This is a genomic window from Pantoea sp. M_9, from assembly GCF_008631385.1.
Lineage (GTDB): Bacteria > Pseudomonadota > Gammaproteobacteria > Enterobacterales > Enterobacteriaceae > Pantoea > Pantoea eucrina.
On the sequence record NZ_VWUF01000002.1, the window covers coordinates 517,495 to 543,142 of the forward strand.

Below are 25,648 nucleotides of genomic sequence, written 5' to 3' on the forward strand. Positions count from 1 at the left end.
AGCGGCGTATCTGCCATGCGGCCTGCAGAAGGTTATCCACAGGTTTGCGCCTGCTCTTTTCACGCGAAATGTGGATAAACCAGGGGACATGCTCGATCCTCTTTGTCAGTCCAGGCGCACTCATCACTACGTCACGCTGAACTGTTTTATCCGCCTCTTTTTAATTATTTTCTATTCCCTGACTGCAGAACGCATAGCAATGACACGCTTCAACGCGAATTTTAACCTTTAGTAACTTATTTCTGGTTACACATTATTGCAGCGCATCTCAGGGCAATTAATTCGATATTCCGGAATTTCATTACTATATTCAGCATGAATGCAATCTGCATTTATTTTCGGGGATAAGAATATGCGTAAAATAGCGTTTGCTTTATTAACTGCCGGCGTGCTGTTATCAGCGACTGCTCAGGTTCAGGCTAAAGGCTGTCTGAAAGGGGCTGCGGTAGGCGGTGTGGCAGGGCATCTTAAGCATCACGGCGTAGCCGGTGCGGCAGCGGGATGTGCAGTAGGTCACCACATGGCGAATAAAAAAGAGAAAGAAGCGAATAAAAATACCCAGTAATACTTAGTGGGCAGGGCGCTATTTAGCCCTGCCTGAGAGCGCTCAGTGCTTCTCTTTATTTCCCTGCGTCCACGGATTAAATCCGGAATCAGCCCGGTCTTTCTCCGGCTGTTCAGTTAACATCTCCCGATAGAGTGCTTCAACTTCTGTACGCGCCCAGGGTGTACGTCGCAAAAATTTAAGGCTCGACTTTATACTGGGATCGCTTTTAAAGCAGTTGATATTGATCTGTTTTGCCAGTTCTGCCCAGCCATAACGCTCCACCAGCGCAGTCACTATCATTTCCAGCGTTACGCCGTGCAGAGGGTCATTTGAATGCATATCAGGTTGCGTCTCACAGGGCAAAAAGGGGCGCCAAGGTTACCGTAAACATACGGTAACCGCAAACCACCCCCGTGGTGAAATGTGCTGGTCAGGATTGATCGACCCAGATGAGTTTATCGTTGGCAAAGCCCAGCTCTCTGGCGAGATTAACGTAGTCACGTTTAACCTGCTCCGGGATCTGCGGCTGGCGCGACAGTATCCACAAGTAGCTGCGATTCGGGCCGCTGACCAGCGCATACTGATAATCTTCATCCAGCGCGATAACGTTGTAGCCGCCGTAAAAAGGCCCGAAGAACGAAACCTTCAGCGCCGCTACGTCAGAACGTCCGGTGAAATAGGCCTTACCCTCGCTTTCACTCCAGGTTTTCTTTTCCGGATCGTAACCGCGATTGATAACAACCAGTCCGCCATCGCTGCGCTTTTTATACGTGGCGGTCACGTGATCTTTACCACGCTCAAAGCGATGATCGAGACGCGCAATTTCATACCACTTACCCAGATAGCGCTGTGCATCAAAACCGGTAACCGGCTTAACACCTTTAGGCGGGGTAGGCGATTTGCAGGCCACCAGCGTCAGTGAAAGCGCGGTGACAGCAACCAGAGGCCAAATCTTCATTGTCACTCCTTACACAACATCGTAAAAATCCCATGCAGAGTATAGTTAAGGATTGATGAGGCGTGGCGGGCGCGGGCAGATGCATTCTGCCCGCGCCTTTGCCTGCCAGGCTTATGGCGCTTTCTCGTCGTCCGCCGGGAACTGAGGTTCATCGATAGCAATCGACTTACCGGATTTAAGCAGCTGAATATCGAGCATGACGTAAGTCATAGTGGTGATAAACAGAGAGATCACGCTGCCAATAACGCCGCTGGTGGTAAAGGTAAAGAAGTTATACATCACCACCCAGGTGACGCAGATAAACAGCGCCAGCGCCACGCTGATAGCGGATTGTGAATAATTTGTCGTGCGCGCGCCCATTTCGTTGATCTGCATACTGAGGTTGCACCCTGTGTATTTCTCAAGTACCCAGATGCCCTGGTCCCAGCTGCGCAGACGACGGGCGCTGCCGCGCGTCACAAACAGAAACAGTAGCGAGATAAACAGGCCTGAGAAAGCGATCAGCACCGGCACTGCCGCCAGAGCATAAGCGATACTTTTATGCAGCGAATCCTGTGCCAGACCGGTGAGATCCAGGGTTAACGACGCGCCGAGTACGCCATATAAAAACAGAAACAGCACCAGATAGAGCGCGTTACGTTTCCAGTCGAGATCGGCTTCGTGGTTTTTCTGCTGACGAGCGATAACCAGAGCCTGCTGCAGGCGCTGCGATTCAGCGGAGCTCGCGTCGATGGTGTCAGGTTCACTGCCCAGCAGTCGGTGGATAAAAGGCCGATCGGCCGGATCGATAGTCACGTGCATAAGGGTTCCGCAAACAGAATATAAGTGGCAACAGTGTAACAGTTGCCGGCTCAAAATGATCGTTAAGGCGCGGCTGAAAGCCGTCCGGCGCACCGATCTTAATCAGCGCGTACCGCTGGTTATTGGCGATAGCGCATTATTCGGGTAACGTGGAATACTCACCGTTTTCTTCACCAGCCAGCCCGGACTGGCAGGAGCCTCTTTGATGTCAGCTTCCTCTTCACTTGTCGCGCTGATCTGCTGCGCGCCTGAAAATGTGGCAACCGCCCGTCAGCTCAGCGCATTCAGCGCTCAGCTCAACAAACGCGGCATGGTCAGCATACTGATCCATGCGCGGTCACGCGAGGAGCTGCAGCAGGCGCTGCATAATGCTGCCGCGCTGCCGGTTACACATCTGCTGTATCTCTCATCTGTCTGCGACGATGAGCAGACTCTGGCCGCAGAGATCCTGCCTGCGGTCGCGCAGCTTCATACTGATGCACTGGCCAGCGATCGCTACAGCGCCGGCGAAGCGCTCGCCCTGCTGCTGCTTTCGCAGGGGCATCAGCGGACAGGCTTTATGCACGCTGGTGACACGCCAGCTATAAACCAGCAGCTGGCAGGCGTGAATGCCGGTTTGCAGACGCAGGAAAAAGAGATACAGCTTTTGCTGACGGCCGGCAGTGAGCAGCGCGAAGCGGCATATCTGAGTATGATGACGTACCTGAAGAAAACCCGTGCCGCCGAACGTATCAACGCGCTAATCTGCAGCAGTGATGAGCTGGCGTTTGGCGCGCTACAGGCCGTGCGTGATTTTGGGCAGGGTGCGCACGTTGCGGTAACGGGCTATGGCAGCGTGCCCGAAGCGGCGACATCCACCTGGCATCTTACCCGCTGGGCACCGCGCAGCGAGTTACAGATAGCAGAAACGCTGAACCGGTTACTGGAACAGCGTGCTGACAGCAGCAACGGCTGGCAGCAGGGTGAGCTGGAAGTGCGTCATTCTCATCAGGGAAAATATATCCCGGGCGAAATGTCGCAATGTGGCTGCGCTATTCGCCACTGAAGCGCGGCTCCGGACAAGCATGAATGCGTATCCGGAGCCCTGCTCTTAACGCAGCACGCCGCTGCTGTCAGCCTGCGTGGCACCGGAAGGCTCAATCACCACCGGAATACTTTTATACGCGGGAATACCGCTTTGCGTATCGTGGCTGTCGAGCGGCACCATGATATTCGCTTCCGGATAGTAAGCGGCTACCGAACCAGGCGCCATGTCATAAATTACAAGGGTCAGGTTCTCCATACGACGCTGCGTGCGGTTGCCCTGCGGATCGAGCGCGGTCATATTGACCGTATCGCCGGAGCGCAGCTGCCGGCTCTCCGCTTCATCGGCAGAAATAAAGAGTACGTCGCGCCGGCCGGTAATGCCGCGATAGCGATCGTTCAGCCCATAAAGCGTCGTGTTGTATTGATCGTGGCTGCGCAGCGTGGTCAGCACCAGATCGTGACACTGCAGCGAGCGCGGATCCTCATTGATGCCCTGCATCACTTTAAACTGCGCGCGCTTCGACGGCGTCAGCCAGACACGTTCAGAAGCCGCGTTGTACAGGCGGAAACCGCCTGGCTGCATCACGCGCTGGTTGAAGTTCTCAAACGCCGGGAAGACGGCTTCAATCGCATCACGAATGTTACTGTAGTCGCTGACCATGTTGTCCCAGTTTACGCGGGAAGCCGGCAGCGTCGCTTTTGCCAGCCCTGCTACCAGCGCCGGTTCCGATTTAAGATGCGGAGAGGCAGGCTCCAGCGTGCCGCGCGAGGCGTGCACCATCGACATAGAATCTTCCACGGTAACACTCTGGTCGCCCGACGCCTGGCGATCCCGCTCCGTACGGCCCAGCACCGGCAGCAGATAACTATGTTTAGCCATCAACAGATGAGAGCGGTTGAGCTTCGTCGCCATATGCACCACCAGATCGAGCTTGCGCATCGCTTCAAAAGTGATTTGCGGATCGGAGATCGCTTCGGCAAGGTTGCCGCCCAGGCAAAGCAGCGCTTTTGAGCGTCCGTCACGAATCGCCTGAATTGCCGCTACCGCGCCGTGCCCGTGCTGCTGCGGAGGCGTGAAGCCAAAGACCTTCTGCAGACTATCCAGCAGCGTCTGCGAAGGAATCTCTGTAATGCCCACGGTGCGATCGCCCTGTACGTTGGAGTGTCCGCGCAGCGGGCAGATGCCTGCGCCGCGCCGGCCAATATTGCCGCGCAGCAGCAGCAGGTTCGCAATCTGCTGCACATTTTGCGTGCCGTACTGATGCTGGGTAATGCCCATTCCGTAGCAGATAATGGTGTTTTCCGCAGCGGCGTAGAGGTGGGCAATATTCTGGATTTCGGCGATATCCATGCCGGACACTTTCAGAATATGATCCCAGCTGGTGTCATCCAGATCCGCTTTCAGCGCCGCGAAGCCTTCAGTATGCTCACGGATAAACGTCTCATCCAGAACCGGCGGCTCGCCGGCCTCAAGCGCCTTATCATGCATAGCCAGCAGCGTTTTCATCACGCCTTTGAGCATGGCCGCATCGCCACCTACGCGAACTTTATAGTAGGTAGAGGCCAGCTGCGTGGATCCCATCGAGAGCATTTCGATCGGGCTTTGCGGAGAGGTAAAACGCTCCAGCCCGCGCTCGCGCAGCGGGTTAATGGCCACAATTTTTGCACCACGCTTAGAGACTTCCCGCAGCGTCCCCAGCATACGCGGATGGTTGGTGCCAGGGTTGTGACCAATACAGATCACCAGATCGGCATAATCGAAATCCTCCAGCTCTACCGTGCCTTTGCCGACGCCAATGGATTCAGGCAGGCCTACGCTGGTGGGCTCATGGCACATATTGGAGCAGTCGGGAAAATTGTTGGTGCCATATTCGCGGGCAAACAGCTGCCAGAGAAAGGCCGCTTCATTGGAGGCGCGTCCGGAAGTATAAAATTCCACGCTATCAGGATCGTCATAACCGCGCAGCAGCGCGCCAATCTCCTGCAGCGCGGTCTCCCACTCAATAGGCTGATAAGTATCGCTGGTAGCATCATATTTCATCGGATGCGTGAGCCGGCCTTCGCCTTCCAGTTCAAAGGCGCTGCGCTGCCAGAGTTCGCTGACGGTGTGCGCGGCGAAAAAAGCGGGCGTGGTGCGTTTGCTGGTCGCTTCCCAGGAGACAGCTTTGGCGCCATTCTCACAAAACTCAAACGATGAGGCGTGACGCGGATCGGGCCAGGCGCAGCCCGGACAGTCAAATCCCTCCGGCTGGTTGACCTTAAATAACGCAATCACATCCTGTTTCACCGCCATCTGACGGCGAATGGCATCTGCTACCGCTTTCAGTGCACCCCAGCCGCCGGCTGAGCCGCCATAAGGTTTAATGCCGGCATCCCGATTCTGCTCTTTCATCGCTGCTTATCTCGCGTAAAAAATTATCTCATAAGCCTGGAATAAGCTGCCGGGTCCGCAAGGAAACTATTTAAAACAGGTTATTTTAATGTTTACAGAATATTGCAGCGCTGCGATTGCTAAACGGGCATATAAGCGCATCAGTTTCTCGCCTTGCCGCTATAACATGCTATATAAATGATAATTATTATCAGCAAATTGATGCGGAACTGACAGAATGCCCAACGGTAAAACTCTCCATACTGACTGCTGTATTGCAGGCGGCGGCCCGGCCGGACTGATGCTGGGATATCTGCTGGCGCGTGCAGGCGTAAATGTGATTGTGATTGAAAAACATGCTGATTTTTTGCGCGATTTCCGCGGTGACACCATTCACCCTTCAACGCTGGAAGTGATGCATCAGCTCGGGCTGCTGGATGAGCTATTAACGCTGCCGCATCAGCGCGCTGAAAAGCTGCAGGCGGAAGTGGGCGGGGAAGAGATCACCATGGCGGACTTTTCCCGCCTGCCGGTGCGCTGCCGTTTTATCGCCTTTATGCCGCAGTGGGATTTTCTCGATTTTCTGGCGCGTAAAGCCCGCGCCTGGGACAATTTTACGCTACTGCAGGAGACCGGCTTTGCTGACTTTATCAAGGAGGGAGACCGGGTTACTGGCCTGACGACGTTGCAGGGACATACTATTCACGCACCGCTTGTGGTCGGGGCAGATGGCCGTCATTCACAGGTACGCGCCAAAGCCGGATTAACCAGCCAGAGTTTTGGCGCACCGCGTGACGTGCTGTGGTTTTCACTCCCTAAGCATCCCGACGATCCGGCGCTCGGCATGGGCCATAAAGGACCGAAGCAGAATTTTATTGTGATCGATCGCGGTGACTACTGGCAGTGCGGCTATACCATCGAAAAAGGTGAGTTTGAACGGCTCAAAGCGGGCGATGTCGCTGCGTTTATTACGCGGCTTGCTGAGGTTGCTCCCTTTAGTGAAGCGCGCCTGCAGGTGCTGACTCACTGGGGGATGTTTCACCTGCTGTCGATCCGGATCGACAGGCTCGACAGCTGGTGCCGGCCAGGGGTGCTGTGCATCGGAGATGCGGCGCATGCGATGTCGCCCATCGGTGGCGTAGGGGTCAACCTGGCTATTCAGGATGCGGTGGCCACCGCTAATCTGCTGACGCCTTCACTGCTCAGGGGCAGGGTGAGCCTGAAAACGCTACAGAAAGTCCAGCGGCGGCGTCAGTTTCCGACGGTTGCCACGCAGTTTCTGCAGATAAAGATGAGCAGTAAAAAACGCACGCGCAGCACGCCGTCAAAAGTACCGCAGTTCATCAGCCGCTACCCGTTCCTGCGTCACCTCTTTGGGCGTCTTATCGGGCTGGGATTTCGCCCGGAGCGCCCGCGCCTGACCGGCAAAGCCTGAATTGCAGCCAAAAAAAAGCCCGCGAGGCGGGCAGGCGAACGATAACCGGTAAACTTTCTCGTCAGCAACGCATTGCTGTTTAGCGTCACTATAATAGCAACGTTTCGGCGAGCGTACGAATTTTGTTCGATGAGTTAATTTTGCTGAACAGATAAGTAATTTATGCAGCCGGATCGGTTCAGGCTAATCCTTCGGTAATAACAATCGTTGCGTCAGCGATATCAGCACGCGCGGCACGCGCCTGCTGATATTCGGGTGAATGGTAACAGGCCAGGGCCGTCTGATAATCGGGAAACGCGATTAACACATGCCGGCCATAGCTTTCGCCTTCCAGCGTCAGCGCCTGTTCGCTCCGCGCGAGAAAAGTTGCCTGATATTTATTAAAGGCCGCCGGTGCAAGATCCCGGTAACGCTGATAGCGCTCAGCATCATGCACCGTCACGTGTGCTATCCAGTAAGCGGTCATGGTTACTCCTCCGTTGTCAGAATTGTTTTTGCCAGCTGCGCCGCTTCCGTCAGATGCTGTATCACCGCTTCTCTGGCCTGCTGCGGATCGCTGGCTTCAACCGCCGCACAGATACGCGACATACGTTCAAATCCGGCAACCTGGCGTTCAGGGCTGCGCAGCGTCATGGCGCGCAGCCGGCTGATACGGCTGTTGAGCCGCTGCACGATCTCCCAGGCGATATGATGCTCTGCAATCGAAAACAGCGTTTCATAAAACGCCTGAGACGCTTCAACCCGTTCAATATCGTCGTGATGTTCAGATGCTCTGGCGATACGCATCAGCCGGGTGTGCAGCCTCTGCTTATCTTCCGCTGTGGCTTTGCGGGCGCAATCTTCTGCAGCAGCAGATTCAAGCAGCTGCCGTATGCTGTAGATCTGCTGCGCAATCTCCCAGGTGAGCCGCGCCACAATAGGCCCTTTTTTAGGCAGATTTTCGATCAGTCCTTCCGCTTCCAGATAACGGATCACTTCCCGCACCACGGTACGACTGACCCCCAGCTCATCACACAGTGAGCGTTCAACCAGACGATCGCCCGCTTTAAAATAGCCCGAGATGATTGCCTGTCTTACTTTCACCAGCGCCAGTTCCCGCAGTGTCACCGGCGTGTTTTCAATCCTTAAGGAGTGAATCGCAATCATGATCTTCCCTATTGTCCTGCGTTAAGAATCGTTGCGCGAAGCCCCCTGCGCGCGCTCTTTTTTACTATTAGCACTGTTCCGGCAGTTAACGCAACGTCGCGGGCGTGGCGGCAACAGAGTCTGAGGTCATGAAGCCCTCAGCGGCGCTGTGATTGATCCTGTTATCGCCGGAACAGGAATTTGTCATTGCTCACATTTTTATCACTTATCGCTAAAGCATTTCTTTTTCCCGCGCTGAATTTAAAAATTATGCATATTTATCAGCCACATGATTTTTTTGCGCTGCGCTGGCCTGCATCACTTTTATGATGCCAGTCACACTCCGATAGCTGATTTTCTACCCGCTAAAACCTGCACTGGCAGCCCGCTTAAAATGGCTCAGGACCGCGTCTGGCGCATCCTGGCGCATAAAAAGCAGGCAATTTAGGTATTACCGTATGATGGTATACCATGTTTTGACATCTCGAAAACGGCAATGCTATACCCCTTTCACCAGTAGCAATTAACAAACCGTTAACTTGAAAGGGGTTTACATGCATCCGGATATTCGTAAAACCGTCGTCACCACTGAAACCGTGTATACCGATGGCGGCAAAGCGGCGGGCACGCCGCTGGTGATGATTGCGGCTGCAGCCGTGGTCAAAAATCCGTGGGCTGGCAGAGGCTTTGTTGAAGATCTGGCACCAGAAATCCGTGAGATGGCGCCGGTATTAGGCGAATTGCTGACCGGACTAATCGTTAAAGAAGCGGGGGGCGGCGAGCGCGTGGTCGCCTATGGCAAATGTGCCGTTACCGGACTAAACGGCGAGCTGGAGCACGCCTCGGCGCTGATTCATACATTGCACTTTGGTAACCACTACCGTTCTGCGGTCCAGGGCAAAACCTATCTGGCATTCAACAATACGCGCGGCCCGGCCAACACCCCGATCCTCGTCCCGATGATGGGAACAGAAGATGAGGGATCGCGCGAACACTATCTGACCATGCAGTTCACCATCAATGATGCCCCGTTCAGCGACGAGATCGTGATTGCGCTGGGCGCTGCGCTGGGCGGCCGCCCGCATCATCGCATCGGTAACCGTTATCTTGATCTTAAAGAGCTTGGCCATGATCAGAAAAATCCAGCCGCTGTCTGAGGCGTCAGCGCAGGTCAGCTATCTCGAAGCGGGAGCCGGCACTCCGCTGGTGCTGATTCACGGCGTGGGCATGAATGCGGAAGCCTGGTTTCCCCAGATAGCGGTACTGAGCCGCCATTTTCGGGTTATCGCAGTGGATATGCCCGGGCATGGCGACAGCACAGGCTTCGGGCATCACGCGACGCTGACCGACTACGTTTCCTGGCTGGCAGCCTTTCTCAAGACTCAGCCAGAGCAGCGTTTTGCGGTTGCCGGCCACTCAATGGGTGCCCTGATCACCGCCGGGCTGGCAATTGATTGTCCGCACTCTGTCAGCCGCGCCATCGTCATGAGCGGCGTCTTCAGGCGCTCAGCCGCGGCCCGCGCTGCGGTCCTGCAGCGCGCTCACGAGCTGGCGAGCGGCGATGTGCAGCTGGACGCGCCACTGGAGCGCTGGTTCAGCGCGACCCCGCAGGAGCAACCGCTGCGCCACAAAGTCGGCGAGTGGCTGCAGCAGGTCAGCCCGGCAGGCTATGCGCGCGCCTATCAGGCGTTTGCTGAAGGCGACTCGCTGTATGCCGATCGCTGGGCAGAGATGCGCTGTCCGGTGCTGGTCATGACGGGCGAACTGGATGCCAACTCCAGTCCGGAAATGACACGCCAGATGGCCAGCGCAGCACCTCACGGTGAGGCAGTGGTTATCGATAACGCCAGACACATGTTGAATCTGACCGATGCTGAACGGGTTACGCAAGAGATGCTCTCTTTCCTTAAGCCGGTTGCAGCCCCCGTCACGTCACAAGAGCTTATTCAGGAGTAACTTATGGACGCAGATAAACGCAGAGAGTTGCGCGACGCCTTTGGCGCCTTTATGACGGGCGTAACCGTGGTCACCACCCACGATGCGAAAGGTGAGCCGATTGGTTTTACCGCTAACTCTTTTTCATCGGTATCACTCGACCCGGCGCTGCTGCTGGTCAGCATCGACAAGCGTTCAGCTAACTTTGAACATTTTACGCAGTGCCGCCATTTTGCCGTCAATATTCTGGCAGAACAGCAGAAAGAGACGTCGAACGTATTTGCGCAGAAAATTGCCGATCGCTTTGCGCGCGTCAGCTGGCATCGCGGGGAGCAGGGCACGCCGCTGATTGATGAGAGTTCGGCCTGGTTTGAGTGCTCGCTGCATCAGGTGATTGATGCAGGCGACCACGCGATCCTGATTGGTAACGTGCTGCAGTTCGCTTCCAGCGGCACGGCGGGTCTGGGCTACTATCGCGGCGCCTATTTTACCCCTTATCAGCAGGCAGAGTCGCTGATTAGTGGGCCGGATGTCGTGGTCAGCGCGCTTATCGAGTCCGCCGGTAAGGTACTGCTGGTCAGGCAGCCAGAGGGGTATGGCCTGCCGGCACAAACCATGCGCGGTCGCAGCGTCGATGAAACGCTGACGCAGGTATTCAGCACGCTGCAGATTACCGCCAGTCCGGGCTTTATCTACTCCATGTGGGAGGATCGGCAGAAAAAGCAGCAGCATATTGTCTTTTTATGCGCGCAGCCCACCGGCAGTACGCTACCCGCTGTTGACCAGGGAGAGTGGCGTGATCTGCAGGATCTGGCTGCAGTACCGGTTGCGAACGGGGCGCTGCAGGCGCTGCTGGGACGCTATATGCGTGAATATGCGGCGGGTAATTATGGTCTCTATTACGGCGATGAAGCGCAAGGCTCGGTGCGCCAGTTCTCTGCGCCAGCCCATCAGGAGGTAGTATGAAGCTTTCTCTGTTTCTGCATATGGAGCGCGTCTCGGCTGATGATGCACAGGATAAGCTCTACGAAGAGATGATGACGCTGTGCGAAATCGCCGATCGCGGCGGGCTGCATGCGATCTGGACCGGTGAGCATCACGGTATGAACTTCACCATTGCACCGAACCCTTTCATCAATCTGGTGGATATTGCGCACCGCACCCGACATGTGCGCCTCGGTACCGGCACCATCATTGCGCCGTTTACCCATCCGATTCGGCTTGCCGGGGAGGCGGCAATGACCGATATCATCACTAACGGACGGCTGGAGCTGGGTATTGCGCGCGGTGCCTATGCGTTTGAGTATGAGCGTCTGCTGCCGGGCCTTGATGCCTGGGGAGCCGGCCAGCGCATGCGGGAACTGGTGCCGGCAGTAAAAGCGCTCTGGCGCGGTGATTATGCTCATCAGGGCGAGTTCTGGCAGTTCCCGTCCACCACGTCATCGCCGTTACCCAAACAGCAGCCGCATCCCCCCATCTGGGTTGCTGCCCGCGATCCCAACAGCCATGAATTTGCCGTTAAGCAGGGTTGTAACGTGCAGTGCACGCCGCTGCATCAGGGCGAAGAGGAGATTGTCCGCCTGATCACCACGTTTAAAGAGGCGCGTCGGGAGTACGCTCCGGAGCAGCCGCTGAAAATTATGCTGCTGCAGCACGGTTTCGTGGCGGCGGATGAGGCGGATGCACAGCAGGCAGCGCAGGAGCTGAACCGCTTCTACCACTACTTTGGCGCCTGGTTTAAAAACGAGCGTCCGGTGACGCAGGGGCTTATTGCGCCGCTCAGCGATGAAGAGATTGCCGCTAACACCTATTACAGCGCGGAAAAAATGCGCCAGAACCTGGCTATCGGTACGGCGGACGAAGTGATCGCCCGGCTGAAAAACTATGAAGCACTGGGCTATGACGAATATGCGCTATGGCTCGACAGCGGTATGACCTTTGAGCGCAAAAAGGCATCGCTGATGCGCTTTATTGATCAGGTCGTTCCGGAATTCCACTAAGCGGAGAGAGAGATGGACGCGTTTAAACTCTATATTGACGGGCAGTTTGTAACCGGCGCAGCCTCGTTCGCATCCCTTAATCCGGCGACCGCAGAGCCCTGGGCAACCATTGCCGGCGCAGAACAGCAGGAGACTGACCGCGCAGTGGAGGCGGCTGCCCGCGCGTTTACGTCAGAGGCGTGGCGCGCGCTTACCGCCAGCGCGCGCGGTAAACTGCTGCTGCGGCTGGCCGATCTGATTGAGCGGGATGCGGCGCGCCTGGCACGCATTGAAACGCTGGATACCGGCAAAATTATTCGCGAGACCCAGGCGCAGATAGCCTATGTGGCGGAGTATTACCGCTACTACGCGGGCATGGCCGATAAAATGGAGGGAGCCACGCTAAGTATCGATAAACCCGATATGGAAACGTGGGTTAGACGGGAACCGGTGGGCGTGGTGGCGGCAATTATCCCCTGGAACAGCCAGCTGTTTCTGTCAGCGGTGAAGATCGGCCCGGCGATCGCCGCTGGCTGTACGCTGGTGGTGAAGGCAGCAGAGGTGGCTCCGGCGCCCTTACTGGCACTGGCAGAGCTGATTGATGAAGCGGGTTTTCCGCCCGGCGTGATTAACGTCATCACTGGATTTGCTGAGCAGTGCGGTGCACGGCTCACCGCACACCCGCTTATCGATCATATCGCCTTCACCGGCGGCGCAGAAACCGCGCGCCATATTATACGCAGCAGCGCGGAGAACCTGGCCAGCACCTCACTGGAGCTGGGGGGCAAATCCCCCTTTATTGTCTTTGCCGATGCCGATCTGGAGAGTGCGGCTAACGCTCAGGTGGCGGCGATCTTCTCAGCCTCGGGACAGAGCTGCGTTGCAGGTTCGCGCCTGCTGGTTGAAGCCAGTATTAAAGAGGCGTTCATTGAGAGGCTGGTGAGTAAAGTGCGCAGCATTGTGATCGGCTGCCCGCAGCAGCCTGAAACGCAGTTTGGTCCGCTCTGCACGCTGCGCCAGAAACAGAATATTGAACAGGTCGTCAGCCGCACGCTGGAGCAGGGCGCTAAGCTGATTATCGGGCATGAGCCTGTTCACAAGCCTGGCTTCTATTATCCGCCTACTATTCTTGATTGCAGCAGCGTGCCGGCAGCAGAGAGTGTCGTGCAGGAGCTGTTTGGTCCGGTGCTCTCGGTGCTGACTTTTAGCGGGGAAGCGGACGCGCTGCGGCTGGCTAACGGCACCGAATATGGTCTTGCCGCCGGCGTCTTTACGCAAAATCTGACGCGCGCGCATCGCATCACGCGCCAGCTGCGCAGCGGTGTGGTCTGGCTGAACACCTATCGGGCGGTCTCACCGCTGGCACCCTTTGGTGGCTATGGCAAGTCAGGGTTCGGGCGCGAGGGCGGCACTGACGCCGCGCTCGAGTACACCACAACCAAAACGGTATGGCTGCGCACCAGCGATGAGCCCATCGACGATCCTTTCATCATGCGTTAATTCCCTTTCCGGCGCTGGCCATTCACATCCTCGCCCGCCGGATCGCCAAGTATCAGGAGTCTTACCGCCAGCAGTTTCTCCTGCGAGAAGACGAGACGCACATCGTCGGGATGGCTATGGCATGACAACGCCAGTGATGTATCTGCAACACATAATAATTCTGCATCTCAACTGGAGGGTAAGGTGGAAAAATCATCACGTCAGGGGCAGTTTATCGAGAACAAGTCGGTGGATTATGTGCCGGTGTCTGAGCGGCACGGCAAACCGCACAGCCTGTTCACGCTCTGGTTCTGTACCAATATTGCTCCGCTGGCGGTGGTCAGCGGGGCGATCGCAACCGAAACGTTTCACCTCAATGTGATCTCCGCGCTCTCTGCGATTATCGCCGGCCATCTCTTTGGTGGCATCTTTCTTGCGCTGACCTCTGCGCAGGGGCCGAAAACCGGCATTCCGCAGATGGTACAGAGTCGCGCGCAGTTCGGGCGCTATGGTTCGCTGCTGGTAATCAGCTTTACCACTGTGATCTATCTGGGGTTCTTTATCTCCAATATCTCGCTTTCGGGCCGGGTAATTAACAATGTTATTCCGGCGCTGCCGGTGGCCGGCGCCACGATTTTAGGCGCCGTGCTGGCAACGGCGATCGGCGTGATAGGTTACCGCTTTATTCACCGGATCAATAAAATCGGCGCATGGATCATGGGCGCGGCCCTGCTGCTGGGACTGACGCTGATGCTATCGCAGCCGCTACCGGCAGATTTCTGGCAGCGCGGGTCGCTGAGCGCGGCAGGCTGGTTCGGGACCTTTTGCATTGGTGCGGTGTGGCAAATCAGCTTTTCACCTTATACCTCAGATTATTCGCGCTATCTGCCTGCCGATGTGGGGATCGCCCGTCCTTTCTGGGCGACTTACCTCGGCGCCTGCGGCGGAACTATCCTGGCGTTTGTCTTTGGCATGATGGCCGTCAGTATTGCTCCGGCGGATGACGCCATGATGGCGGTGCGCCACGCCACCGGCTGGCTGGGACCGCTGCTGATGATCCTGTTTCTGGTGAATATCATCTGTCATAACTCCATGAACCTGTACGGGGCGGTGTTATCGCTGATAACGGCCGTGCAAACCTTCCGGCCGCACTGGACGCCGGGAGCGGCGGTGCGGCTGGTGGTGTCCGCTCTGGTGCTGACAGGCAGCATTTTGATTGCGCTGGCGGCGTCGCAGAACTTTGTCGCATTCTTTATCAACCTGATTCTGGCGCTGATCGCCGTACTGATCCCGTGGATTGTGATCAATCTGCTCGACTTCTACTGCGTCAATAAACAGCACTACGATGTGGCAGCCATATTTCAGGCGGACGGAGGGCGCTACGGGCGGCTTAATACGCAGGCGCTGCTGGTCTATTTTGCCGGGATCCTGGTACAGGTTCCTTTTATCGAAAATGCATTTTTCTCCGGTCCCTATGCAAAACTGATCCCTGGCGTGGATATCTCATGGATTATCAGTCTGGTCGTGACCAGTATCGCCTATCCGCTGTTTCATCGCAGGCATCAGCCGGTATTGACCGTAGTGCCTGAAAGCAAGGTGTAATCACCGGGCAGGGACGCCCCGGTCTGCTTCCCCGGCACGCCGCCCGCTGTAGTGATTAACGTCCAGCCGTCAGCTACCGCCTGATACACGACAACCACACGCGACAGAGGTGCGATTTATGCGGGATACCTGCTACCATAGCGCGCGGCAGCGGCGCGCTGTCGTCTGGTTAACCCGGTATAAATATTCTGATTACGCCGTGCGAATAACGCACGGTGAATGGAGCTATGGCACTGATGTTGCAAGATTTAGGCATTATCGATTTGTGGACGTTTCTGGCAGGTGCGCTGGTGATTATTCTGTTACCCGGCCCGAACAGCCTCTATGTTTTACGCACTGGCATGGGCCGCGGCATGAAAGCTGCGTCTAAAGCGATTGCAGGCGTCATGGCAGGCGATCTGATCCTGATTTTTCTTGCCTGGGCAGGGGTTGCTACGCTAATCCGCACCAGCCCGCACATCTTTATGATGGTGCGCTATCTGGGCGCGATGTTTTTGCTTTACCTGGGTATCAAAATCATCATGGGCGCGCTGCGCCAGCGTGCGGATGCGCAGCCTGCTGAGCCGGTCAAAGCAGAAAACTACTTTCTGCGTGCGGTACTGCTGGGGGTGACTAACCCTAAAGCTATCCTGTTCTACGTCTCTTTCTTTATTCAGTTTATTGATCCCAAAGTCACTCATACCGCGCCGGCGTTCGCCACGCTGGGTGCGCTGATCCAGCTTATCAGCTTCAGCTACTACTCCGTGCTGCTGGTGGCGGGCGCGGTGATGGTCCGCTTCCTGCGCAGCCGCACGCGGCTGGTTAAATTTGCCAATATGCTGACCGGTATGCTGTTCTTTGGTTTTGCCGTCCGGCTGGTGAGCGCTCAGAGCTGATGGCAACTACGCACGCTGCGGAGAGATAAATGATAGCCAGACAACGTCAGGCTGATGCCCTGCTGGTAAGCACCACGCTCATCGCGGCATTTGGCTGGATCTGCTCACGCGAAGCGATAGCCGGTATGCCCGCGCTGGCCTTTGTTGCGCTGCGCTTTCTCTCTGCCAGCGCGGTACTGCTGCTGCTGTGCCGTGCCGCCGAGCTGCGCCATACCCTGCGGAATATCAGGCCGGTTCTGATGAGCGGGCTGCTGCAGTCTGCTTATATGCTGCTGTGGATTTATGCCGTCGCCACCACGCGCTCGCTGGGTGAGGGGGCTTTTATCATGAGCCTGTCGATGCTGTTTGTGCCGCTTTTTGCCTGGGTCATACTGCGCAGCCGCCCGGCGCGTGCGTTCTGGTTCTCTCTGCCGGTAGGCATCGCGGGGCTGGCGCTGCTGACGCTCAGGCAGGATCTCCATTTTGAACTGAGCCAGCTGCTGTTCCTCGGTGCCGCGCTGGTTCAGGCAGTCTACTTCTGTTTCACCACCCGCTTTGCCGCGACGGTTCCTGTCTGTCCGCTGGCCACGGTGCAGCTCGCCTGCACCGGCGCGGTAGCAGGCGTGCTGTCGCTGCTCTCTGAAAGCTGGCCGCAGGAGATTGCGCTGGCCTCCTGGAGCTGGCTGGCGGCCAGCGCGCTGCTGGCGACCAGCCTGCGCTTCTGGCTGCAGCTGAAAGGGCAGAGCATGACCAGCGCGGCGAACGCCGCACTGATCATGATTCTGGAGCCGCTGCTGACGGTGCTGGCGGCGGCTCTCTGGTATGGCGAAGCGATGTCGGCCCGGCAGATGCTTGGCTGTCTGCTGATATTACTGTCGCTGCTCTATTACCGGCTGCAGCAGGCGAAAGCGCTGGCGTGATCGCTTACGCCAGGCGATACAGCGCATCGCTTACCGCATTAAACAGCCTGTCGAGTTCGTCAGGCTGAGCAGAAAACATCGGGCCAAACTGCAGCGTGTCGCCGCCAAAGCGAACATAGAATCCCGCCTTCCATAACAGCATGCCCGCTTCAAAAGGGCGCAGCGTGGCATCGCCTTCACGCGGCGCCAGCTGAATTGCCCCGACCAGCCCGCAGTTGCGAATATCCACCACGTGCGGACAACCGCGCAGCGCGTGGAGCTGCTGCTCAAATCGCGGTGCCAGCTCAGCCGACTGCGCTATCAGCGACTCCTTTTCCAGCAGGTCAAGCGTGGCGATAGCCGCTGCGCAGGCGACCGGATGGGCGGAATAGGTATAGCCATGCGCAAACTCCACCGCATGCTCTGGCAGCGGCTGTGACATGTAGGTGTGGTAGATTTCGCTGCTGGCGGCCACGCCCCCCAGCGGGATAGCGCCGTTGGTGATCTGCTTGGCAAAGTTAAGCAGATCCGGCGTCACGCCAAAGTACTCTGCGCCGGTCCAGCGTCCCATGCGACCAAAGCCGGTGATCACTTCATCAAAAATCAGCAGGATGTTGTGCTGCGTGCAGATCTCACGCAGGCGCTGCAGATAACCCCGTGGCGGAATGATGGCTCCGGCGGAGCCGGAAAGCGGCTCAACAATCAGCGCGGCGATGTTTGACGCATCATGCAGCTCAATCAGTTTCAGCATTTCATCAGCCAGCGCCTCGCCGCCGGTTTCAGCCTGACCTGGCGTAAAAGCGAGATCGCTTTGCAGCGTATGCGGCAGGTGATCCACATCCATAAACTGACCAAACATTTTACGGTTGCCGCCAATGCCGCCGAGGCTGGTGCCGGCGATATTCACACCGTGATAACCGCGGGCGCGACCAATCAGTTTGGTTTTGGCCGGCTGGCCTTTCGCGCGCCAGTAGCCGCGCGCCATTTTCACCGCGGTGTCTGCCGCTTCAGAACCGGAGCCGGTGAAAAAGATATGGTTGAGATCGCCCGGCATATACTGCGTGATACGTTCTGCCAGCTGGAACGAGAGCGGATGACCATACTGAAAGCCGGGGGAGTAATCAAGCACGCCGAGCTGCCGGCTTACCGCCTGCTGGATCTCACTGCGCGTATGGCCAGCGCCACAGGTCCACAGCCCTGACAGACTGTCATAGATGTGTCGCCCTTGATCATCGGTAAGCCAGCGTCCCTCCGCTGCCACGATAAAGCGCGGATCGCGCTGGAAATTACGATTGGCGCTGGAGGGCATCCAGTGCGACTGCAGGTTCAGGGAAGCGGTATCAGTGCGTTCGGACATGGCGGGTTCTCCAGAATGTATAGCCAGAGTTTGCAATCAGGCATCGGTTAAGTTAAATGCTAATTAACTCAAGTTTAGTCAGCGGAAAACTCACCTGAATGAAACCTAAAACGCTGGCGCAGGTTACGGATTTTGATCTGCGTCTGCTGCGGCTGTTTAAAGTCGTCAGCGAATGCGGCAGCTTTACGGCTGCCGAGAGCAGGCTGGGCATTACCCGTTCGGCGATTAGCCTGCATATGAGCGATCTGGAGAAGCGTCTCGGGATGCGGCTCTGTCAGCGCGGAAGGGCGGGGTTTGCCCTGACGGATGAGGGGCGCGAGATCCTGCGGCACAGCGCCAGCCTGATGGTGGCGGTTGAGGATTTTCGCCAGCAAATAAACCAGATGCATAAACAGCTGCGCGGTGAACTCAATATCGGCATTATCAATAATCTGGTGACGCAGCCGCGCATGCAGATTACGCAGGCGCTGGAAGCGTTACGCAAAAAGGGCGCGGAAGTCCGCATCAATATCAGTATGCTTACGGCCGCTGATATTGAGCAGGGCCTGCTTGACGGTCGCCTGCACGTGGGCGCGCTGCCCTATACCGCGCCGGTGTCGGGCCTGGTCTATACGCCGCTCTATGAAGAGATCTCCTGTCTTTACTGCAGCAGTACGCATGCGCTTTTCAGCCACGCGGATGAGGCTGATCCGGCGGTGCTGCATCGCTATGAAGCGATAGCGCCTGGCTACCGCCTGAGCGCGGAAGCCGCTGGCCTGCATCAGTCACTTAACTGTACGGCCACAGCCTCTGACCGGGAAGGTATCGCTTTTCTGATCCTGACCGGACGCTATATCGGCTTTCTGCCCGATCACTACGCAGCACGCTGGTGTGAGCTGCGGCAGATGCGTGCAATAGCGCCTTCGCGGCTGCGGTTCGGCAGCCAAATCGCGATTGTGACCCGGCAGGGAGAGCGCCAGAACGCCATTCTGCAGCATTTTCTGGCAGCAGCGGGTGCGGAAAGTAAAGCTGTCACGTCATGATAATTACAACATACTGTTAGTTGATCAACTAACTCATATCAGCTTCAGTGCCGGCAGGTGTAACCGGATATTCATAGCGACTTGTTTTACAGCGAGGATAGAACGGTTTGAAGCAGGGCAGCATTGCGCTGCCCTGCAGAGAGGTTATGCCCGTACAGGCTCACCGCGCACCGGGCGCTCGCCGGCAACATAGTAGTCGGCAGTGCTGCGTGGCAGCGGATCGCGACCGCGAATGTTATCCGCAATCTTCTCGCCGATCATAATGGTCGTCGCATTGAGGTTACCGGTGATAATCAGCGGCATGATTGAGGCATCGACCACGCGCAGCCCCTGCAGGCCATGCACGCGACCCTCACCATCGACCACCGCCATCTCATCGCTGCCCATTTTACAGGTGCCGCAAGGGTGGTAAGCAGTTTCACCGTGATTACGCACAAACTCATCCAGCTGCTCATCGGTCTGGCAATCGATTCCCGGACTGATTTCACGACCGCGATATTTATCCAGCGCCGGCTGGTTGATGATTTGACGCGTAATGCGAATCGCATCGCGAAACTCCTGCCAGTCCTGTTCATGTGACATGTAGTTGAACAGAATGGCCGGATGGCGGCGCGGATCGCGTGATTTAATCCGCACGTGACCCCGGCTTGGCGAGCGCATAGAGCCAACGTGGCACTGGAAGCCGTGCGCTTCAACCGCGTTAGAGCCGTTGTAGTTAATGGCAACCGGCAGGAAGTGATACTGGATGTTAGGCCAGTCAAACTCTTCCCGGCTGCGAATAAAGCCGCCGCCTTCAAACTGGTTGCTGGCGCCGACGCCGGTACCGTTGAACAGCCATTCGGCGCCAATTTTCGGCTGGTTCCACCACTTCAGCGCCGGATAGAGAGAGACCGGTTCTTTGCACTCATACTGCAGATACATCTCCAGGTGGTCCTGCAGATTTTCACCTACGCCGGGCAGGTCATGCACAACCGGAATATCAAACTGCTGCAGCAGCTCTGCCGGACCGACACCTGAACGCTGCAGGATCTGCGGCGAGGCGATGGCGCCAGCGCACAGCAGTACTTCACGCCGCGCATAGACTGTTTTCGGGGTGTTGCTGCCGCCTTCAAGATATTCAACGCCGGTTGCGCGCTTGCCGTCAAACAGAATGCGATCGGTGGTCGCATGGGTAATGATCTTCAGGTTCGGACGCTTTTTCGCGGTATCGAGATAGCCGCGTGCCGTGCTGGAACGGCGGCCTTTCGGCGTAACAAAGCGATCCATCGGGCCAAAGCCTTCCTGCTGATAGCCGTTCAGATCGTCGGTGCGCGGATAACCCGCCTGCACACCTGCTTCAATCATTGCCGCAAACAGGACGTTGTTATCCGGCTTACAGGTGGTGATGCTGACCGGGCCTTCGCCGCCGTGATAGTCATTTGCGCCGATATCACGCGTTTCTGACTTGCGATAGTAGGGCAGGCAGTCGAGATAGCTCCACTGCTCAAGACCGGGCGCTTTGGCCCAGTTGTCGAGATCCATCGCATTGCCGCGGATATAGCACATGCCGTTGATCAGCGACGAGCCACCCAGCCCTTTACCGCGCCCGCACTCCATGCGGCGGTTATTCATATAAGGTTCCGGCTCGGTCTCATACGCCCAGTTGTAGCGCTTGCCCTGCAGCGGGTAAGCCAGGGCCGCAGGCATCTGGGTGCGGAAGTCAAAGCGGTAATCGGGACCGCCTGCTTCCAGCAGCAGTACGTTGACATTGCTATCTTCGGTCAGACGGGTAGCCAGTACGTTTCCTGCGGATCCGGCGCCGATAATGACGTAATCAAATTCCATTAGTCGCTCCTCAGGTAAGCTCAATTAAAATACTGACTGAAAACGGGTCATTTCGATCTGTACCGATTTGACCTGGGTGTAATTCTGCAGCGTCATCACGCCGTTTTCACGGCCGATACCGGAGTGCTTGTAGCCCCCTACCGGCATTTCAGCGGCGGATTCGCCCCAGGTGTTGATCCAGCAGATACCGGCTTCAATCTGGTGAATAACGCGGTGCGCGCGGTTAAGGTCCTGCGTGACCACGCCCGCGGCCAGGCCATATTCGGTGGCATTAGCGCGACGCACAACCTCTTCTTCGCTCTCATAGGTGAGAATGGACATCACCGGGCCAAAAATCTCTTCCTGTACGATGGTCATTTCGTCGCGGCAGTCGGTAAAGACGGTTGGCTCAACCCACGCGCCCTGATCAAATTCAGCGCCGCTCATGCGCTTACCGCCGCACAGCAGCGTAGCCCCTTCGCTGATACCCGATTCGATATAGCGCATTACGTTATCGCGATGGGCAAAGCTCACCAGCGGACCAAAGTTTGTGGCTGGATCGGCGAGATCGCCCGCTTTGATACGCGCCACGCGTTCGCTGATTTTGGCCTCAAATTCCGCTTTTACCGCTGCAGGAATAAAGACGCGGGTGCCGTTGGTGCAGACCTGACCGGAGCTGTAGAAGTTTGCCATCATGGCGATGTCAGCGGCGAGGTCGAGATCGGCATCATCAAAGATGATCAGCGGAGATTTACCGCCCAGCTCCATAGTGACATCTTTCAGTGTCGAGCCGGCAGCGTTTGCCATCACTTTCTTACCGCTGGCCACGCCGCCGGTGAAGGAAACTTTATCGATACCAGGATGGTCAGTCAGCAGCTGGCCGGTTACCGCGCCGCGTCCGTTCAGCACGCTGAAAACACCATCCGGCACGCCGGCCGCGGTGTAGATCTCAGCCAGCTTCAGCGCGGTCAGCGGAGTGACTTCGCTGGGTTTGAAAATCATGGCGTTACCCGCAGCCAGTGCCGGTGCCGATTTCCACAGCGCGATCTGGATGGGGTAGTTCCACGCGCCGATCCCGGCCACCACGCCGAGCGGTTCGCGGCGGGTATAGACAAAAGAGGTGTCGCGCAGCGGGATCTGCTGACCCTCCAGTGAAGGGATCAGACCGGCATAGTACTCCAGCACATCCGCGCCGGTGACAATATCTACCGCCTGGGTTTCGCTGAACGGTTTACCGGTGTCCAGCGTTTCGAGTTCCGCCAGTTCGTCGTTACGTTCACGCAGGATCTCCACTGCACGCCGTAAGATGCGCGAGCGCTCCATGGCCGTCATCGCAGCCCAGATTTTCTGGCCTTTTTTCGCGGCCTCAACGGCGCGATCGACATCCGCACGCTCAGCTTCATGGACCTCTGCCAGCACATCGCCATTAGCAGGGTTGATACTCTGGAAGGTGTTACCTGCTGCAGAAGGGACAAATTTGCCATCAATGTAGAGGTGCTGTTCGGTGAATCGGGACATGGTTTCTCCTTCCTCAGTGATTCGGTGAGCCAGCCAGTTGCTGACGAATAAATTGGGTGGTAAGGGTTCGGGCAATCGCTAAATCAAAGGGCTTGCCACTCAACGCGGCACGCAGCCACAAGCCATCAATCATAGAAGCCAAACCGTAAGCTGCCAGTCGGGCCTGCTCGCGCGGCATTTCCCGGCGAAATTCGGCAGCCAGGCTGGAGAACAGGCGGCGACTGCTGACCCGCTCTAACCGGCCCAGCTGCGGCTGATGCATGCTGCTTGCCCAGAAGTCGAGCCACGCTTTCATGGCGGCACTGTGCAGCTGGGTATCATCAAAGTTACCTTCCACAATGGCCAGCAGGCGTGCTTCGGTGCTGGCGTCTGCCAGCGGTTTAAGCCGCATGGCAACGGCTTCGCGCAGCTGACGCGTGACATCACGCATGGTGGCTTCCAGCAGGCCATTTTTATCTTTGAAATAGTGACTAATGATGCCGGTAGAGACGCCAGCCCGTCGGGCAATTTGCGCGATGGTGGCGTAGTTAATTCCTACGTCGTTGATGGTATCCAGCGTCGCATCAATCAGTTGCCGGCGACGTATCGGCTGCATTCCTACCTTTGGCATCACTTCCGCTCCACCTCAAATTGAGACCCCTATTAAAACTTTTTTTGATTGCACGTTCAATATAAAAAAGAAAGTTGTTAGGATGGTGTGCTTCGTTTGTTACAAAAGCCAAACGGTGAGCTACGCTTGGTAGCGATTTATCACCGTGCCCAACTAACGGAGGTAAAGCAGGGAGTATAACAACAAGATCAGCCATACTGATCGTATCAATTTATTGAGTAGTTACAGGAAATTAACTAGAGGTTATCGATGATTAATCCACCTGCCAGTGAAAAGGACAGAATTAATCCCGTGGTGTTTTTCACCTCGGCCGGACTGATTCTGACATTTTCACTTGTCACCATTATCTATAGCGACCTTGCGGCCGCCTGGATCCAGACAGCGGTAAACTGGGTCTCAACCACATTTGGCTGGTATTACATGCTGGCCGCCACCCTCTATATCGTTTTCGTGATCTATATGGCCTGTTCGCGCTATGGCGCGATCAAGCTCGGGCCGGAGCAGTCCAAACCGGAGTTCAGCCTGCTGAGCTGGTCGGCGATGCTGTTTGCCGCCGGTATCGGGATTGATTTAATGTTTTTCTCCGTTGCGGAGCCGGTGTCGCAATATATGCAGCCACCGGAGGGCGCCGGACAAACCATGGAAGCAGCGCGTCAGGCGATGGTCTGGACGCTGTTTCACTACGGGCTGACCGGCTGGTCAATGTACGCACTGATGGGGATTGCGCTCGGCTACTTCAGCTACCGCTATAATCTGCCGCTCACCATTCGCTCTGCGCTCTATCCGATTTTTGGTAAACGCATCAATGGACCGATTGGTCATACCGTGGATATCGCAGCGGTAGTCGGCACCATTTTTGGTATCGCTACCACGCTGGGTATCGGTGTGGTGCAGCTGAATTACGGCCTGAAGGTGCTGTTTGACGTTCCTGAAGGGCTGACCGCGCAGATGGCGCTGATTGTCCTGTCGGTGATCATTGCGACGATTTCCGTCACCTCGGGCGTCGACAAAGGCATCCGGATCCTGTCTGAACTCAACGTGGCGCTGGCGCTCGGCCTGATCCTGTTTGTGCTGTTTATGGGCAAAACGGACTTCCTGCTGAACGCACTGGTGCTGAACGTTGGCGACTATATCAACCGCTTTATGGGCATGACGCTGAACACGTTTGCGTTCGATCGTCCGACCCAGTGGATGAACAGCTGGACGCTGTTTTTCTGGGCATGGTGGGTCGCCTGGTCGCCGTTTGTTGGCCTGTTCCTGGCGCGTATCTCACGCGGCCGCACCATTCGCCAGTTCGTGCTTGGCACGCTGATCATTCCCTTTACGTTTACCCTGCTATGGCTTTCCGTCTTCGGTAACGCCTCGCTGTATGAAATTATTCACGGCGATGCTGGCTTTGCGCAGGAAGTGATGGCGCATGCTGAACGCGGCTTTTACAGCCTGCTGGCGCAATATCCGGCGTTTAAGCTCAGCGCGTCGGTGGCGACCATTACCGGGATGCTCTTCTACGTTACCTCAGCGGATTCCGGTTCGCTGGTGCTGGGTAACTTCACCTCAAAGCTCAAGGATATCAATAGCGATGCGCCTAACTGGCTGCGTATCTTCTGGTCAATCGCGATCGGGGTGCTGACCATGGGCATGCTGATGACCAACGGTATTTCTGCACTGCAGAACACCACGGTCATCATGGGGCTGCCGTTTAGCTTTGTGATCTTCTTTGTGATGGCCGGCCTGTGGAAATCGCTGAAAGTGGAAGATCATCGTCGCGCCAGCGCCGTGCGTGAAACCGCGCCTTATATTCCCTCCAGCAGCGATCGCCTGAGCTGGAAGAAGCGGCTGTCGCGCCTGATGAACTATCCGGGCACGCGCTATACGCAGCGCATGATGAAGACCGTTATCTATCCGGCGATGGAAGATGTGGCGAAAGAGCTGGAGCTGCGCGGGGCACGCGCTATGCTGGAGAAAATGCCGGCTGAAGAGGGGCAGGCGCTGGGGCACCTTGAGCTGCGCGTGGATCTGGGTGAGGAGCAGAGCTTTATGTATCAGGTCTGGCCGCAGCAATACTCGATCCCCGGCTTTACCTACCGTGCACGCAGCGGTAAATCGCACTATTACCGTCTGGAGACATTTTTACTGGAGGGTAGCCAGGGCAACGATCTGATGGACTACAACAAGGAGCAGGTGATTATCGATATTCTCGATCAGTATGAGCGTCACCTGAACTTTATCCATCTGCATCGTGAGGCACCAGGCAGTAATCTGACCTTCCCTGAGATGTAACCCTGCGGGCAGCTGCGACCACACAGCTGCCCGTTTTCTTTCCTCTC

The 25,648-nt window shown here is 56.6% G+C and carries 23 protein-coding genes; 13 read left to right on the forward strand and 10 right to left on the reverse strand.

Annotated elements, in window-relative coordinates; translation table 11 throughout:
• Window positions 1–352 precede the first annotated feature (352 nt).
• Window positions 353–565: a hypothetical protein gene (locus F3I15_RS06280; protein WP_040113892.1), complete on the forward strand. Its 213-nt coding sequence runs from the start codon at window positions 353–355 to the stop codon at window positions 563–565.
• A 42-nt stretch (window positions 566–607) separates the two neighbouring features.
• Here the strand turns inward: F3I15_RS06280 and F3I15_RS06285 are convergent, their stop codons facing one another.
• The 3 genes from F3I15_RS06285 to F3I15_RS06295 all read right to left on the reverse strand — a co-directional run bounded on the left by F3I15_RS06285 (window position 608) and on the right by F3I15_RS06295 (window position 2,306).
• Window positions 608–886 (reverse strand): VF530 family DNA-binding protein, encoded by a 279-nt coding sequence (locus F3I15_RS06285; protein ID WP_150017087.1) that lies wholly within the window; start codon window positions 884–886, stop codon window positions 608–610.
• 91 nt (window positions 887–977) lie between these two features.
• Window positions 978–1,505: an outer membrane lipoprotein Blc gene (gene blc, locus F3I15_RS06290; protein ID WP_150017088.1), complete on the reverse strand. Its 528-nt coding sequence runs from the start codon at window positions 1,503–1,505 to the stop codon at window positions 978–980.
• Between the two features lie 111 nt (window positions 1,506–1,616).
• A complete protein-coding gene (locus F3I15_RS06295) occupies window positions 1,617–2,306 on the reverse strand; it encodes a hypothetical protein (protein WP_150017089.1) in 690 nt (229 codons plus the stop codon).
• A 205-nt stretch (window positions 2,307–2,511) separates the two neighbouring features.
• On the opposite strand from F3I15_RS06295, the gene F3I15_RS06300 reads away from it, so the two are divergent.
• On the forward strand, window positions 2,512–3,351 hold the full coding sequence (locus tag F3I15_RS06300; protein WP_150017090.1) for a substrate-binding domain-containing protein: 840 nt from the start codon (window positions 2,512–2,514) through the stop codon (window positions 3,349–3,351).
• A gap of 45 nt (window positions 3,352–3,396) precedes the next feature.
• Here the strand turns inward: F3I15_RS06300 and F3I15_RS06305 are convergent, their stop codons facing one another.
• A complete protein-coding gene (locus F3I15_RS06305; RefSeq protein ID WP_150017091.1) occupies window positions 3,397–5,724 on the reverse strand; it encodes an FdhF/YdeP family oxidoreductase in 2,328 nt (775 codons plus the stop codon).
• A 217-nt stretch (window positions 5,725–5,941) separates the two neighbouring features.
• Between F3I15_RS06305 and F3I15_RS06310 the strand changes: the two genes are divergently transcribed.
• Entirely contained in the window at window positions 5,942–7,138 is a 1,197-nt protein-coding gene (locus F3I15_RS06310) for an FAD-dependent oxidoreductase (protein ID WP_150017092.1), read from the forward strand.
• A gap of 178 nt (window positions 7,139–7,316) precedes the next feature.
• Here the strand turns inward: F3I15_RS06310 and F3I15_RS06315 are convergent, their stop codons facing one another.
• Window positions 7,317–7,604, reverse strand: a complete 288-nt coding sequence (locus F3I15_RS06315; RefSeq protein ID WP_150017093.1) for a DUF1330 domain-containing protein — start codon at window positions 7,602–7,604, stop codon at window positions 7,317–7,319.
• Window positions 7,605–7,606: 2 nt separating this feature from the next.
• A complete protein-coding gene (locus F3I15_RS06320) occupies window positions 7,607–8,284 on the reverse strand; it encodes a GntR family transcriptional regulator (RefSeq protein WP_150017094.1) in 678 nt (225 codons plus the stop codon).
• A 533-nt stretch (window positions 8,285–8,817) separates the two neighbouring features.
• Between F3I15_RS06320 and F3I15_RS06325 the strand changes: the two genes are divergently transcribed.
• From F3I15_RS06325 to F3I15_RS06360, 8 genes are all read left to right on the forward strand, one after another.
• Window positions 8,818–9,420 carry an amino acid synthesis family protein gene (locus F3I15_RS06325; RefSeq protein WP_150017095.1) on the forward strand — a complete coding sequence of 201 codons (603 nt, stop codon included), beginning with the start codon at window positions 8,818–8,820 and terminating at the stop codon, window positions 9,418–9,420.
• Window positions 9,392–10,219: an alpha/beta fold hydrolase gene (locus F3I15_RS06330; protein WP_150017096.1), complete on the forward strand. Its 828-nt coding sequence runs from the start codon at window positions 9,392–9,394 to the stop codon at window positions 10,217–10,219. The genes F3I15_RS06325 and F3I15_RS06330 overlap by 29 nt, the downstream gene beginning before the upstream one ends.
• 3 nt (window positions 10,220–10,222) lie before the next feature.
• Window positions 10,223–11,164, forward strand: coding sequence for a flavin reductase family protein (locus tag F3I15_RS06335; RefSeq protein WP_150017097.1), 942 nt, complete (start codon window positions 10,223–10,225; stop codon window positions 11,162–11,164).
• A complete protein-coding gene (locus F3I15_RS06340; protein WP_150017098.1) occupies window positions 11,161–12,198 on the forward strand; it encodes an LLM class flavin-dependent oxidoreductase in 1,038 nt (345 codons plus the stop codon). The genes F3I15_RS06335 and F3I15_RS06340 overlap by 4 nt, the downstream gene beginning before the upstream one ends.
• Before the next feature lie 12 nt (window positions 12,199–12,210).
• Complete coding sequence (locus tag F3I15_RS06345; protein WP_150017099.1) at window positions 12,211–13,677, forward strand: aldehyde dehydrogenase; 1,467 nt, start codon at window positions 12,211–12,213, stop codon at window positions 13,675–13,677.
• 183 nt (window positions 13,678–13,860) lie between these two features.
• Window positions 13,861–15,258 carry a cytosine permease gene (locus F3I15_RS06350; protein WP_150017100.1) on the forward strand — a complete coding sequence of 466 codons (1,398 nt, stop codon included), beginning with the start codon at window positions 13,861–13,863 and terminating at the stop codon, window positions 15,256–15,258.
• A gap of 236 nt (window positions 15,259–15,494) precedes the next feature.
• A complete protein-coding gene (gene leuE / locus F3I15_RS06355; RefSeq protein ID WP_040113891.1) occupies window positions 15,495–16,133 on the forward strand; it encodes a leucine efflux protein LeuE in 639 nt (212 codons plus the stop codon).
• A gap of 32 nt (window positions 16,134–16,165) precedes the next feature.
• A complete protein-coding gene (locus tag F3I15_RS06360) occupies window positions 16,166–17,032 on the forward strand; it encodes a DMT family transporter (RefSeq protein WP_150017212.1) in 867 nt (288 codons plus the stop codon).
• 4 nt (window positions 17,033–17,036) lie between these two features.
• Here F3I15_RS06360 and F3I15_RS06365 read toward each other — a convergent pair whose 3' ends face one another.
• Window positions 17,037–18,368 carry an aspartate aminotransferase family protein gene (locus F3I15_RS06365; RefSeq protein WP_150017101.1) on the reverse strand — a complete coding sequence of 444 codons (1,332 nt, stop codon included), beginning with the start codon at window positions 18,366–18,368 and terminating at the stop codon, window positions 17,037–17,039.
• A gap of 98 nt (window positions 18,369–18,466) precedes the next feature.
• On the opposite strand from F3I15_RS06365, the gene F3I15_RS06370 reads away from it, so the two are divergent.
• The gene (locus tag F3I15_RS06370; RefSeq protein WP_150017102.1) at window positions 18,467–19,390 is read left to right on the forward strand and encodes a LysR family transcriptional regulator; all 924 of its coding nucleotides are present in this window, start codon (window positions 18,467–18,469) and stop codon (window positions 19,388–19,390) included.
• A gap of 144 nt (window positions 19,391–19,534) precedes the next feature.
• On the opposite strand, the gene betA is transcribed toward F3I15_RS06370, so the two are convergent.
• From betA to betI, 3 genes are read right to left on the reverse strand one after another with little or no spacing between them, the layout of a single operon-like run.
• Entirely contained in the window at window positions 19,535–21,214 is a 1,680-nt protein-coding gene (betA, locus tag F3I15_RS06375; RefSeq protein ID WP_150017103.1) for a choline dehydrogenase, read from the reverse strand.
• Window positions 21,215–21,238: 24 nt separating this feature from the next.
• Complete coding sequence (gene betB / locus F3I15_RS06380; protein WP_150017104.1) at window positions 21,239–22,711, reverse strand: betaine-aldehyde dehydrogenase; 1,473 nt, start codon at window positions 22,709–22,711, stop codon at window positions 21,239–21,241.
• A gap of 13 nt (window positions 22,712–22,724) precedes the next feature.
• Window positions 22,725–23,321: a transcriptional regulator BetI gene (gene betI, locus F3I15_RS06385; protein WP_150017105.1), complete on the reverse strand. Its 597-nt coding sequence runs from the start codon at window positions 23,319–23,321 to the stop codon at window positions 22,725–22,727.
• Between the two features lie 249 nt (window positions 23,322–23,570).
• Between betI and F3I15_RS06390 the strand changes: the two genes are divergently transcribed.
• Window positions 23,571–25,601, forward strand: coding sequence for a choline transporter (locus F3I15_RS06390; protein WP_150017106.1), 2,031 nt, complete (start codon window positions 23,571–23,573; stop codon window positions 25,599–25,601).
• The last annotated feature ends 47 nt before the right edge of the window (window positions 25,602–25,648 follow it).